The following is a 12,158-nucleotide window of genomic DNA, read 5'->3' as shown; positions in this document are numbered from 1 at the left end:
TGAATAGCAAGCTAACTATTCGATTGACATTTGCTGCCTAAGCAGTAATATCTCGACATACATTCACTGCCTAGGCAGCAAACGGTGGTCAGATGAAGCATTTCACTCCAGACAACTTTCACAATTGCCATCTCGGCATGCTGCTCGGCCGCACCGCGCTGCTCAAGGATCGGATCATCGACACTCACATGGAACCTGTCGGCATCACCGCCGCGCAGTTCAAGGTGTTGATCATCATGGCCCAGTACGGCATCGAGACGCCGGCCGAGCTGTGTCGTTACCTGTCCCTGGACAGCGGCTCGATGACGCGGATGCTCGATCGCCTGGAGCAGAAAGGTTTCCTGGCCCGTGAACGCTCCGCCCAGGACCGCCGGCAAGTGCGCCTGGTGCTGACTGAAGCCGGCCAGGCCCTCGCCGATCGCCTGCCGTTTATCGGTGCCGAAGCCATGAACCAGTTGGCCGGCGCCATCAGCCCCGAGGAGCTGCAAACCCTCGAACAGATCCTCAAGAAAATTCTGCTCGCCGCCGGTGACCCCATCACCGTGTCGCGAATGGGGGGAAAATGAAGCGTAGAACCTTGCGTACCCGATTAAGCCTGGTGGTCTTGGCCATGAGCCTGGCTGGCTGTGCCAGCTACAGCGGCCTGAAGACCGAAGGCGTCAGCCTGGAGGCCCAGAGCCTCAAGGCTGGGCAATCGCTGAATGGTGTCACGCTGTCGCAGGCCGCGTGGCCGAAAAGAGATTGGTGGAAGAGCCTCGGCGACCCGCAACTCGATGGCCTGATTCGTGAAGCCCTGCGCGATAGCCCGGATATGCAGATCGCCAGCGCCCGGGTCCATCAGGCCAGTGCCGCCGCCTATGCCGCCAACGCGGCGCGCCTGCCGACCCTCGATGCCAGCGGTGGTGCCAGCCGTTCGCGCCTGTCCCGTGACCAGGACCCGCAAGGGCAGGGCGGGGCGTACAGCACCCTGCGCACGTTAGGTGTGGACTTCAATTACAACTTCGACCTCTGGGGCGGCCAGCGTGCCACCTGGGAAGCCGCCCTCGGCCAGGCCCGCGCCGCCGAGATCGATCGCCAGGCCGCGCAACTGACCCTGGCCGCCGACGTGGCCCGGGCCTACAGCGACCTGGGCCAGGCCCACATCATTTATGACCTGGCCTCCGAGGACCTCAAGCGCACCCGGCAGATGCTCGACCTGGGCAAGCGCCGCCTCACTGCCGGGATCGACAGCGAATATCAGTTCCAGCAGACCGAAAGCCTGGAAGCCAGCGCCGATGCAACCCTGATCGACGCAGAGAAACGCCTGCAAAGCGCCAAGATCGCCCTGGCGGTGTTGCTGGGCAAGGGGCCTGACCGCGGCAATGAAATCCCCCGGCCCAACGTGCTGCAAGCCAGCACGGTCGCCTTGCCATCGAACCTGCCGGCCGAGTTGCTGGGGCGGCGTCCGGACCTGGTCGCGGCACGCTGGCGGGTCGAGGCGGCGAGCAAGAACATCGAGGCTGGCAAGACCAACTTCTACCCCAATCTCAACTTGAGCGCAGCCGCCGGAACCCGGTCGTTGCTGGGCGATGCGATGTTCGGTTCGGCCAGCCGCTTCTTCAATGTTGGGCCGACGGTGTCGCTGCCGATCTTCGATGGCGGCCGCTTGCGGGCGGACCTGGATGCCCGGGACGCCGATTACGACCTGGCGGTGGCGCAATACAACAAGAGCCTGGTCACGGCCCTTGGCGATGTCAGCGACACCATCAACCAATTGCGTGACATCGCTCGCCAGATCGGCGCCCAGCAACATGCCACTGATATCGCACAGAGCTCCTACGACACGGTGGTCCAGCGCTACGGCTCGGGCATCGGTAATTACCTGGACGTGCTGAGCATCGAGCAGCAATTGCTCCAGGCCCAGCGCCAACTGGCGAACCTGAATGCCGACCAGATCGATTTGTCGATCCAACTGATGCAGGCCCTGGGCGGTGGTTTCGAAGCCCAGACCCTGGCGGCGGCCACCCCGGCCGCTACCACGCCAAATAACTGATTCGAGGTACTTGTCATGGCGACTGCCGAAACGACTCAATCCGAACATGCGCAGGACGGCAACCCACGCAAGCGCAAGGTCATGCTGCTGACACTGGCGCTGCTGGTCATTCTCTCGGGCCTGGGCGTCTGGGCCTGGCACGAACTGTATGGCCGCTGGAGCGAAAGCACCGACGATGCCTATGTGAACGGCAACGTGGTGGAGATCACACCGCTGGTCACTGGCACCGTGGTGAGCATCGGGGCCGACGACGGCGACCTGGTGCGTGAAGGCCAGGTGCTGGTGCAGTTCGACCCGAACGATGCCGAAGTCGGGCTGCAAAGTGCCCAGGCCAACCTGGCCCGGACCGTGCGCCAGGTGCGTGGCTTGTACAGCAACGTCGATGGCATGCGGGCGCAGGTCAATGCGCAAGAGGCCGAAGTGCAGAAGGCCCAGGAAAACTACAGCCGACGCAAGAACCTGGCGGCCGGCGGGGCGATTTCCAAGGAGGAACTGTCTCACGCCCGGGATGACCTGACCTCGGCGCAGAACGCCTTGGCCAATGCCCGGCAACAGCTCAAGACCACCAGCGCCTTGGTGGACGATACCGTGGTGTCGTCCCATCCCGATGTGCAGTCCGCCGCCGCGCAACTGCGCCAGGCCTTCCTGGCCAACGCCCGCAGTACCTTGATCGCACCCGTCACCGGTTATGTCGCCAAGCGCACCGTGCAACTGGGCCAACGGGTGCAGCCGGGTACGGCGTTGATGGCGGTGATCCCGCTGGATCAGCTGTGGATCGACGCCAACTTCAAGGAAACCCAACTGCGCGACATGCGCATCGGCCAGCCAGTGGACATCGAAGCCGACCTGTACGGCAGCGATGTGAAGTACAGCGGCACCATCGACAGCCTCGGCGCCGGGACCGGCAGCGCATTTGCCTTGCTGCCGGCGCAGAACGCCACCGGTAACTGGATCAAGATCGTCCAGCGGGTGCCGGTGCGCATTCACATCAATGCCCAGGAGCTGGCCAAGCATCCGCTGCGGGTCGGCCTGTCGACCCTGGTCAGTGTCGACCTGCACGACCAGAGCGGCCCGGTACTGGCCCAGCAGCCACCGCAGAAAGCCTCGTTCAGCACCCAGGTCTACGACCAGCAGCTGACCGATGCCGACGCGATGATCGCCCGCCTGATCCACGACAACAGTGCGGTGGCGAGCAAGACCGTGCAGCGCTGATCGCAATTGCAGGCCAACCTCTGAAACCTGTGGGAGCCAGGCTGTTGGCTTTGCTCCCACACAGCCAACAGCCTGGCTCCCACAGGGTTTGTGTCTTGCCCTAAGGGATTTCGCCACCTTCGCTTCATAGGATTTCGCAATGAGCAATAACGCGTCTTTCACGCCGCCCAGCCTGTTGCTCAGCACCATCGGGCTGTCGCTTGCGACGTTCATGCAAGTGCTCGACACCACCATCGCCAACGTTGCCTTGCCGACCATTTCCGGCAACCTGGGTGTCAGCTCGGAGCAGGGCACTTGGGTGATCACCTCGTTCGCGGTGAGCAACGCCATCGCCTTGCCGCTTACCGGCTGGCTGAGCCGGCGGTTTGGCGAGGTGAAACTGTTTTTGTGGGCGACGATGCTGTTCGTGCTCGCGTCGTTCTTGTGTGGTATTTCCACCTCGATGCCGGAGCTGATCGGCTTTCGTGTACTTCAAGGGCTGGTGGCCGGGCCGTTGTACCCGATGACCCAGACCTTGCTGATTGCCGTGTACCCGCCGGCCAGGCGCGGCATGGCCCTGGCGTTGCTGGCGATGGTCACGGTGGTGGCGCCGATTGCCGGGCCGATCCTCGGCGGCTGGATCACCGACAGCTACAGCTGGCCGTGGATCTTCTTCATCAACGTGCCCATCGGCGTCTTCGCCGCGCTCGTGGTGCAACAGCAGCTCAAGGCGCGGCCGGTGGTCACCAGCCATCAACCGATGGATTATGTGGGGTTGATCACGCTGATCATTGGCGTTGGCGCGCTCCAGGTGATTCTCGACAAAGGCAACGACCTGGACTGGTTCGAGTCGAACTTCATCATCATCGGTGCGCTGATTTCGATCATTGCCCTGGCGGTGTTCGTGATCTGGGAAATGACCGACCGTCACCCGGTGGTCAATCTCCGCCTGTTCGCCTATCGCAACTTTCGCATCGGCACCATTGTGCTGGTGGGGGGCTACGCCGGGTTCTTCGGCATCAACCTGATCCTGCCGCAGTGGTTGCAGACCCAGATGGGCTACACCGCGACCTGGGCCGGGCTGGCGGTGGCGCCCATCGGTATCCTGCCGGTGCTGATGTCGCCTTTCGTCGGCAAGTACGCCCACCGGTTCGACCTGCGCGTGTTGGCCGGGCTGGCGTTCCTGGCCATCGGCCTGAGCTGCTTCATGCGGGCCGGGTTCACCAACGAGGTGGATTTCCAGCACATTGCGATGGTGCAGTTGTTCATGGGCATCGGCGTGGCGCTGTTCTTCATGCCGACCCTGAGCATCCTGATGTCGGACCTGCCGCCGCACCAGATTGCCGACGGCGCGGGGCTGGCGACGTTCCTGCGGACCCTGGGTGGCAGCTTTGCCGCGTCCCTGACCACCTGGATCTGGATCCGCCGGGCCGACCAGCATCACGCCTACCTGAGCGAAAGCATCAGCACTTTCGAGCCGGCCACCCGCGAAGCACTCAACCAACTCGGTGGTGCGAGTGCCCCGGCCTATGCCCGGCTCGAGCAGGTCCTCAACAGCCAGGCGTACATGCTCTCCACCGTGGATTACTTCACGCTGCTGGGTTGGGCGTTCATGGGGTTGATCGTGCTGGTGTGGCTGGCGAAGCCGCCGTTCGCGGCGAAGGCTGGGCCTGCATCGGCGGGGCATTGATCCACACACAACACCCTGTGGGAGCGTACCTGTGGGAGCAAGGCTTGCCCGCGATGCAGGCGACATGGTTCAACTGCAAGACCGTGTCATCGTTCATCGCGAGCAAGCTTTGCTCCCACAGGCTCGCGCCCACAAAGGAGATCTGCGGTCTTTAGGTGCTTGGCAACGCCAACTGCGCATTACCAAACCCAAACGGCGCCAACGCAAACCCCTGTTCGTCCACCTGCAACGCCCAGCCTTGCTTGTCCCAATCCCCCAGCACAATGCGCCGGGCGGCGTGTTCGCCCAGTTGCAACTTGTGGATGGCGGGCCGATGGGTGTGGCCGTGGATCAAGGTCTTCACGCCGTATTGCTGCATGATCCGTGGGATCTCTTCGGGCGTGACGTCGACGATGTCATTGGCTTTCATGCGTGTCTGCGTGCGGCTTTCGCTGCGCAGTTTGCGCGCCAGCTTCTGGCGGCTGCCCAGCGGCAGGTGCCGCAGGACGAACAGCGTGACCGGGTTGCGCAGCCAGCGCCGCAGCTTCATGTAGCCTTCGTCGCGGGTGCAGAGGCTGTCGCCGTGCATCAGCAGCACCGGCTCGCCATTGAACTGCACGACACTCGGGTCCTTGAGCAGGGTGCAGCCGGCCGCTTTGCAAAAGGCCTGACCCAGCATGAAGTCGCGATTGCCGTGCATCAGGAAGATGGCCGTGCCGCTGTCGCTCAATTCGCGCAGGGCCTGGCAGATGGAACGCTGGAACGGCGTCATGGCATCGTCGCCGATCCAGGCTTCGAAAAAGTCGCCCAGAATGTACAACGCTTGCGCCGAGCGGGCGCGTGTGGCGAGTAAATCCAGAAACGCCCGGGTGATGTCCGGGCGCTCCTCTTCCAGATGCAAGTCTGAAATCAGCAATATCACTCAATGATCTCGGCTTTCTCGATGATCACGTCTTCTGCCGGGACATCCTGGTGGCCGGCCTTGGACGTGGTGGAAACGCCTTTGATCTTGTCGACCACGTCGGTGCCTTCGATCACTTCACCGAACACTGCATAGCCCCAGCCCTGGGTGGTCTTGCCGCTGTGGTTCAGGAAGCTGTTGTCCGCCACGTTGATGAAGAACTGCGCGGAGGCCGAATGCGGCTCCATGGTACGGGCCATGGCAACGCTGTACTTTTTGTTCGGCAGGCCGTTGTCGGCTTCGTTCTGGATGCTTGGGCGCTTGTCTTTCTTTTCCTTCATGCCGGGCTCGAAACCGCCGCCCTGGATCATGAAGTTGCCGATGACGCGGTGGAACACGGTGTTTTCGTAATGGCCGGCCTTGACGTACTCGACGAAGTTGGCAACGGTCAGCGGTGCCTTCTCGGCGTTCAGTTGCAGGACGATGTCGCCGTGGTTGGTGGTCAGTTTGACTTTGCTCATGATCGGTACTCTTTCAAGGAATTCGTGGGTTTCGGGGCTTCACTGCCCGCAACCGGTCTGGCTGTAATCGGCCAGGCTGGGCAGTTTAGCGTGCCGGGCACGAATTTCGAGGCTGTTTTTCATCTGGCCGTCGATTAAATTCAATCGTTTGCCGGCCTGGCCTGTCAGGTGCTTGACAGCATCGGCTATGATACGGGCTTTGATTTATCAGGCCGCACCCGGCCGCGCACTTGTCTGTTCAAGGATCCTATGAGCAAGCCCACTGTCGACCCTACCTCGAATTCCAAGACCGGCCCGGCCGTGCCGGTCAACTTCCTGCGCCCGATCATCCAGGCGGACCTGGACTCGGGTAAGCACACACAGATCGTCACTCGCTTCCCGCCAGAACCCAACGGCTACCTGCACATCGGCCATGCCAAGTCGATCTGCGTGAATTTCGGCCTGGCCCAGGAGTTCGGCGGCGTCACGCACCTGCGTTTCGACGACACCAACCCGGCCAAGGAAGACCAGGAATACATCGACGCGATCGAAAGCGACGTCAAATGGCTGGGCTTCCAATGGTCCGGTGAGGTGCGCTACGCCTCGCAATATTTCGACCAGTTGCATGACTGGGCAGTGGAACTGATCAAGGCCGGCAACGCCTACGTGTGCGACCTGACCCCCGAGCAGGCCAAGGAATACCGTGGCAGCCTGACCGAGCCGGGCAAGAACAGCCCGTTCCGTGACCGCAGCGTGGAAGAGAACCTGGACCTGTTCGCCCGTATGCGCGCCGGTGAGTTCCCGGACGGCGCTCGGGTGCTGCGTGCCAAGATCGACATGGCTTCGCCGAACATGAACCTGCGCGACCCGATCATGTACCGCATCCGTCACGCCCATCACCACCAGACCGGCGACAAATGGTGCATTTACCCCAACTATGACTTCACCCACGGCCAGTCGGACGCCATCGAAGGCATCACGCATTCGATCTGCACCCTGGAGTTCGAAAGCCATCGTCCGTTGTACGAGTGGTTCCTCGAGCACCTGCCGGTGCCGGCCACCCCGCGCCAGTACGAATTCAGCCGCCTGAACCTGAACTACACCATCACCAGCAAGCGCAAGCTCAAGCAACTGGTGGACGAGAAGCACGTCAACGGCTGGGATGACCCGCGCATGTCGACGCTGTCGGGCTTCCGTCGTCGCGGCTACACCCCCAAGTCGATCCGCAATTTCTGCGAAATGGTCGGCACCAACCGTTCCGACGGCGTGGTGGACTTCGGCATGCTGGAATTCAGCATCCGTGACGACCTCGACCACAGCGCCCCGCGCGCCATGTGCGTGCTGCGTCCGCTGAAAGTGGTCATCACCAATTACCCGGAAGGCCAGGTCGAGAACCTCGAACTGCCGCGCCACCCGAAAGAAGACATGGGCGTGCGCGTCCTGCCGTTTGCCCGGGAAATCTACATCGACCGTGACGACTTCATGGAAGAGCCGCCTAAAGGCTACAAGCGCCTGGAGCCTACCGGCGAAGTGCGCCTGCGTGGCAGCTACGTGATCCGCGCCGACGAGGCCATCAAGGACGCCGACGGCAACATCGTCGAACTGCGTTGCTCGTACGATCCCGACACACTGGGCAAGAACCCGGAAGGTCGCAAGGTCAAGGGCGTGATTCACTGGGTGCCGGCCGCCGCCAGCGTCGAGTGCGAAGTGCGCCTCTACGATCGCCTGTTCCGTTCGCCGAACCCGGAAAAGGCCGAAGACAGCGCCAGCTTCCTGGACAACATCAACCCTGACTCCCTGCAAGTACTCACTGGTTGTCGTGCCGAGCCTTCGCTGGGCAACGCACAGCCGGAAGACCGTTTCCAGTTCGAGCGCGAAGGTTACTTCTGCGCGGATATCAAGGACTCGAAACCCGGTGCTCCGGTATTCAACCGTACCGTGACCTTGCGCGATTCCTGGGGTCAGTGATCAAGTCTTAAGGGAAACCCTGTGCTTACGATCTACAACACGCTCACCAAGAGCAAAGAAGTCTTCAAGCCGCTGGATGGCAACAAGGTCCGCATGTACGTCTGCGGCATGACCGTGTACGACTACTGCCACATTGGTCATGGTCGCAGCATGGTCGCCTTCGACCTGGTAACCCGCTGGCTGCGGTTCAGCGGTTATGACCTGACCTACGTGCGCAACATCACCGACATCGAAGACAAGATCATCAACCGTGCCCGCGAAAACGGCGAGCCTTACGATGCGCTGACCGAGCGCATGATCAAGGCCATGCACGAGGATGAGGCGCGCCTCAATATCCTCAAGCCGGACCTGGAGCCCCGTGCCACGGACCACATCCCTGGCATGCTGAGCATGATCCAGACCTTGATCGACAAGGGCTACGCCTACGCACCGGGCAATGGCGACGTGTACTACCGCGTTGCCAAGTTCATGGGCTACGGCAAGCTGTCGCGCAAGAAGATCGAAGACCTGCGTATCGGCGCGCGTATCGAAGTCGACGAGTCGAAAGAAGACCCGCTGGACTTCGTGCTGTGGAAGGGCGCCAAGCCGGGTGAGCCGAGCTGGGAATCGCCATGGGGCGCCGGGCGTCCGGGCTGGCACATCGAATGCTCGGTGATGTCCACCTGCTGCCTGGGCGAGACCTTCGACATTCATGGCGGCGGCAGCGACCTGGAGTTCCCGCACCACGAAAACGAAATCGCCCAGAGCGAAGCGGCCACCGGCAAGACCTACGCCAACGCGTGGATGCATTGCGGCATGATCCGGATCAACGGCGAGAAGATGTCCAAGTCCTTGAACAACTTCTTCACCATCCGCGACGTGCTCGACAAGTACCACCCGGAAGTCGTGCGTTACCTGCTGGTGTCGAGCCACTACCGCAGCGCCATCAACTACTCGGAAGACAACCTCAAGGACGCCAAGGGTGCCCTGGAGCGTTTCTATCACGCGTTGAAGGGCCTGCCGAGCGTGCCGGCCGCCGGTGGCGAAGCGTTCGTGGCGCGTTTCACTGAAGTGATGAACGACGACTTCGGCACGCCGGAAGCGTGCGCGGTGCTGTTCGAGATGGTGCGTGAGATCAACCGCCTGCGTGAGAGCGATCTCAATGCCGCGGCCGGTCTGGCGGCCCGCCTGAAAGAACTGGCCAGCGTACTGGGTGTGTTGCAGCTCGAAGCCGATGACTTCCTGCAGGCTGGTGCCGAAGGCCGCGTGGACGCCGCCGAAGTCGAGGCGTTGATCCAGGCGCGCCTGACTGCGCGCGCCAACAAGGATTGGGCCGAATCCGACCGCATCCGCGACCAGCTCACTGCCATGGGCGTGGTGCTGGAAGATGGGAAGGGCGGCACGACCTGGCGTCTGGCGGACTAAAATCTTTTAACGTTCGCAATACCCCTGTGGGAGCGAGCTTGCTCGCGATAGCGGAATGTCAGACAACATTATTGTCGACTGATACACCGCCATCGCGAGCAAGCCCGCTCCCACATTTTTTTGTGACCAGCCTGGCATTCATTGTTTTATGAGCTAGTACTGTCAGGTCGATTCGACGTTCTCTGACAGGGTTCTTCCATGTTGGCTCATTGGTCTCTCGCGGCAATTCATCTGCTGGCCTTCGCCCTCGGGTTCTGGGCGGTGCTGACGCGCGGCACGGCGCTGCGACGCCTGGCGAGCGGTGTGGATGCGGTTCGGAGTGTCTTGGTCGCTGACAATCTGTGGGGCCTGTCGGCGCTGGTGTTGTTGGTGACTGGTGGGATGCGGGCGTTTGGCGGGTACGAAAAAGGCACGGATTATTACCTGCACCAACCGCTGTTTCACCTGAAGATGACCTTGCTCCTGCTGATCCTGTTGCTTGAGATCGCGCCAATGATCGCCCTGATCAAATGGCGGATGGCGCTGGGCAAAGGGGCTGCGATCGATCCTTCGAAAGCTGGCCGGTTTGCACGGATCAGCCACATCGAGGCTTTGTTGCTGATCTTGATGATGATCGCCGCCACGGGCATGGCGCGGGGCGTGAGCCTGGGTTGACCGGCCGCGAACGCCCGCTTCGTCATCATTAAAACGAAACGTCTGACAGCCATGCTAAGCGCCATGTCATTAGTATCGGTTCAACGGGCTGGACGAAAAGAAGTGGGATGGGCAGGGTAAGACACGGTCGACCAGAATCTTTAGCCAGCCATTGCGGCGATGCAAACGGGCTGGCTACGGACTGCAGCAAGGCTCAGGGAGTTTGCGGCTTGTCGGGGGCAGTGAGGCCCGCCTGAATACGCTGGTAAATCTCTTCGCGATGCACCGCAACGTTTTTCGGGGCGTTGATGCCGATCCGGACCTGTTGGCCGCTAACGCCCAGAATGGTGATCGTGATGTCGTCACCAATGTTTATGCTTTCACCGACTTTGCGGGTGAGTATCAGCATGGTGTTCTCCTTGATTGCTTTATAGGGCACCTGATTCAGACAGTGCAGATGTCGGTACTGCTTATAGATTAGTGCTAAGTGTCACAATGTGGGTGCCTCTTTCTGACGTACAGATGCAGCATTAATTCCCAGGGTGCGACTATACAGAGACGCCGGGCAGGATTCTCGTGTTTTGAGCACTGTTTGCGGCGATCTTGAGGGGCACGGGTGCTAAAATCCGTCCCTCATGTCTTCCGAGGGAAACGTTGTGCGCAAATTGGCTTGGGTTATTGCGGTATTGGTGCTGGCAGGATGCGGTGAGGGGCGTGACGTCGAAGCACCGAAACCCAAACCCGTAGCGACCTCCGCACCGGCCGCCGCTGCCGCGCCGCAGTGGGCCGTCGAGGTTCGCGGCGAAACGCCGCAGGCGGTCAGCGACCTGACCGGTTGGCTCATCGAACACAGCTTCATGTCGAACGTGGTGCGGGAAAACGGCAAGGAGCGCGTCCTGGTCGGTCCTTTCAGCTCCAAGGCTGAGGCCGAAGCCAAGCAGGAACAGGTGACGGCTGCCCTGGTCCGGGCGAAAAAACGCAACATCGAGACGTTGGTGGTGGATTACCCGACGGCCCAGTAATCGGGCAGCACAAATAAGCCAGTCAAGCCACAAAACCTGTGGGAGCGAGCTTGCTCGCGATAGCGGTGGATCAGCCAATGTTGATGTTGACTGACATGCCCCTATCGCGAGCAAGCTCGCTCCCACAGTTTCATAAATGCGAGGTCAGCCGCAGGCCTTCATGTCCACCGGCCCCACGAACTCGTTCCCGCGGCCCATGACGCACGCCACGCTCTGGTTGCGCTGACGCTCCCAGCTTTCGACCGGGTAGGTCTTGTCCCAGGCCTCATACAAGCGCCGGTCCTGATTCGAGAGGCGCAGGCCATATTGCTTGCTCATGTAGAAATAGGTCCGGGCGATCATGCCCCGGATAGAAGGGCGGGGCATGACCTTCTTGGCCTTGAAGTCCACCTGGGTCAGGCATGAGCCGTACTGACCCTTCTGCACCGGCAGCCAGCCGAAACTGAAATTGCTGCGATCACCGTTCACTTCCCCGATGCTCGGCACCAGGTTGTGCAGGTCGGCCTCGGCCCGTTGATAGACCGGGTCATAGCGGGTGCAGTTCTTGCGACCCCCTTGTTGCCAGCATTGACGCTGATGGCCGATCTGCCACGCCGGGACAATATGCTCCCACTCGATGCGAGCGGCGCGGCTGGCATTCTTGCGCGGTACATAACCGCAGGCGGCCAGGTTCACGCGATTGCCGGTGTATTTGCAGCCACAGTAAAACTCGGTGGATTGTGGCGCGTAGAGTTTCCAGGCGACTTTCTTGGCTTCGTTGAAGGTGCGCGGAGCACCGGCCTGTGCGCCCATGGCGATAAACACAAGCAAAAAAGCTAAACAGCGAACACTCATCAGA

At 61.4% G+C, this 12,158-nt stretch carries 12 protein-coding genes; 8 read left to right on the top strand and 4 right to left on the bottom strand.

What is annotated here, in order from left to right; all coding sequences use genetic code 11:
• Positions 1-92: 92 nt before the first annotated feature.
• The 4 genes from F7R20_RS20390 to F7R20_RS20375 all read left to right on the top strand — a co-directional run bounded on the left by F7R20_RS20390 (position 93) and on the right by F7R20_RS20375 (position 4,913).
• Positions 93-566, top strand: coding sequence for a MarR family winged helix-turn-helix transcriptional regulator (locus F7R20_RS20390; protein ID WP_003203676.1), 474 nt, complete (start codon positions 93-95; stop codon positions 564-566).
• Entirely contained in the window at positions 563-2,032 is a 1,470-nt protein-coding gene (locus F7R20_RS20385; protein ID WP_003203673.1) for an efflux transporter outer membrane subunit, read from the top strand. The genes F7R20_RS20390 and F7R20_RS20385 overlap by 4 nt, the downstream gene beginning before the upstream one ends.
• A gap of 15 nt (positions 2,033-2,047) precedes the next feature.
• Complete coding sequence (locus tag F7R20_RS20380; protein WP_003203671.1) at positions 2,048-3,244, top strand: HlyD family secretion protein; 1,197 nt, start codon at positions 2,048-2,050, stop codon at positions 3,242-3,244.
• A gap of 139 nt (positions 3,245-3,383) precedes the next feature.
• A complete protein-coding gene (locus tag F7R20_RS20375) occupies positions 3,384-4,913 on the top strand; it encodes a DHA2 family efflux MFS transporter permease subunit (RefSeq protein WP_003203669.1) in 1,530 nt (509 codons plus the stop codon).
• A gap of 151 nt (positions 4,914-5,064) precedes the next feature.
• Here F7R20_RS20375 and lpxH read toward each other — a convergent pair whose 3' ends face one another.
• Together lpxH and F7R20_RS20365 are read right to left on the bottom strand one after the other, a co-directional pair.
• Positions 5,065-5,814: a UDP-2,3-diacylglucosamine diphosphatase gene (gene lpxH, locus F7R20_RS20370; RefSeq protein ID WP_003203667.1), complete on the bottom strand. Its 750-nt coding sequence runs from the start codon at positions 5,812-5,814 to the stop codon at positions 5,065-5,067.
• Positions 5,811-6,314 carry a peptidylprolyl isomerase gene (locus F7R20_RS20365; RefSeq protein ID WP_003203665.1) on the bottom strand — a complete coding sequence of 168 codons (504 nt, stop codon included), beginning with the start codon at positions 6,312-6,314 and terminating at the stop codon, positions 5,811-5,813. The genes lpxH and F7R20_RS20365 overlap by 4 nt, the downstream gene beginning before the upstream one ends.
• Positions 6,315-6,563: 249 nt before the next feature.
• Between F7R20_RS20365 and F7R20_RS20360 the strand changes: the two genes are divergently transcribed.
• The 3 genes from F7R20_RS20360 to F7R20_RS20345 all read left to right on the top strand — a co-directional run bounded on the left by F7R20_RS20360 (position 6,564) and on the right by F7R20_RS20345 (position 10,319).
• Positions 6,564-8,261, top strand: a complete 1,698-nt coding sequence (locus tag F7R20_RS20360) for a glutamine--tRNA ligase/YqeY domain fusion protein (protein ID WP_003203664.1) — start codon at positions 6,564-6,566, stop codon at positions 8,259-8,261.
• 21 nt (positions 8,262-8,282) lie between these two features.
• Positions 8,283-9,665: a cysteine--tRNA ligase gene (cysS, locus tag F7R20_RS20355; protein WP_003203662.1), complete on the top strand. Its 1,383-nt coding sequence runs from the start codon at positions 8,283-8,285 to the stop codon at positions 9,663-9,665.
• 198 nt (positions 9,666-9,863) lie between these two features.
• Positions 9,864-10,319 (top strand): DUF2214 family protein, encoded by a 456-nt coding sequence (locus F7R20_RS20345; protein WP_003203659.1) that lies wholly within the window; start codon positions 9,864-9,866, stop codon positions 10,317-10,319.
• Positions 10,320-10,512: 193 nt separating this feature from the next.
• On the opposite strand, the gene csrA is transcribed toward F7R20_RS20345, so the two are convergent.
• Positions 10,513-10,707: a carbon storage regulator CsrA gene (gene csrA, locus F7R20_RS20340; protein WP_003179932.1), complete on the bottom strand. Its 195-nt coding sequence runs from the start codon at positions 10,705-10,707 to the stop codon at positions 10,513-10,515.
• Between the two features lie 247 nt (positions 10,708-10,954).
• On the opposite strand from csrA, the gene F7R20_RS20335 reads away from it, so the two are divergent.
• Positions 10,955-11,320 carry a hypothetical protein gene (locus F7R20_RS20335; protein WP_003203657.1) on the top strand — a complete coding sequence of 122 codons (366 nt, stop codon included), beginning with the start codon at positions 10,955-10,957 and terminating at the stop codon, positions 11,318-11,320.
• Positions 11,321-11,464: 144 nt separating this feature from the next.
• Here the strand turns inward: F7R20_RS20335 and F7R20_RS20325 are convergent, their stop codons facing one another.
• Positions 11,465-12,154, bottom strand: coding sequence for an endonuclease (locus F7R20_RS20325; protein ID WP_013693784.1), 690 nt, complete (start codon positions 12,152-12,154; stop codon positions 11,465-11,467).
• Positions 12,155-12,158: the final 4 nt, after the last annotated feature.

It is taken from the genome of Pseudomonas brassicacearum subsp. brassicacearum (assembly GCF_008801605.1).
Lineage (GTDB): Bacteria > Pseudomonadota > Gammaproteobacteria > Pseudomonadales > Pseudomonadaceae > Aquipseudomonas > Aquipseudomonas brassicacearum.
The sequence above is the reverse complement of the archived record's forward strand: the minus strand, read 5'-3'. Positions and strand labels throughout refer to the sequence as shown.

Coding starts and splice junctions, on each gene's coding strand:
- F7R20_RS20390 (WP_003203676.1), top strand. CDS start 93: ATGAAGCATTTCACTCCAGACAACTTTCACAATTGCCATCTCGGCATG.
- F7R20_RS20385 (WP_003203673.1), top strand. CDS start 563: ATGAAGCGTAGAACCTTGCGTACCCGATTAAGCCTGGTGGTCTTGGCC.
- F7R20_RS20380 (WP_003203671.1), top strand. CDS start 2,048: ATGGCGACTGCCGAAACGACTCAATCCGAACATGCGCAGGACGGCAAC.
- F7R20_RS20375 (WP_003203669.1), top strand. CDS start 3,384: ATGAGCAATAACGCGTCTTTCACGCCGCCCAGCCTGTTGCTCAGCACC.
- F7R20_RS20365 (WP_003203665.1), bottom strand. CDS start 6,314: ATGAGCAAAGTCAAACTGACCACCAACCACGGCGACATCGTCCTGCAA.
- F7R20_RS20360 (WP_003203664.1), top strand. CDS start 6,564: ATGAGCAAGCCCACTGTCGACCCTACCTCGAATTCCAAGACCGGCCCG.
- F7R20_RS20345 (WP_003203659.1), top strand. CDS start 9,864: ATGTTGGCTCATTGGTCTCTCGCGGCAATTCATCTGCTGGCCTTCGCC.
- csrA (WP_003179932.1), bottom strand. CDS start 10,707: ATGCTGATACTCACCCGCAAAGTCGGTGAAAGCATAAACATTGGTGAC.
- F7R20_RS20325 (WP_013693784.1), bottom strand. CDS start 12,154: ATGAGTGTTCGCTGTTTAGCTTTTTTGCTTGTGTTTATCGCCATGGGC.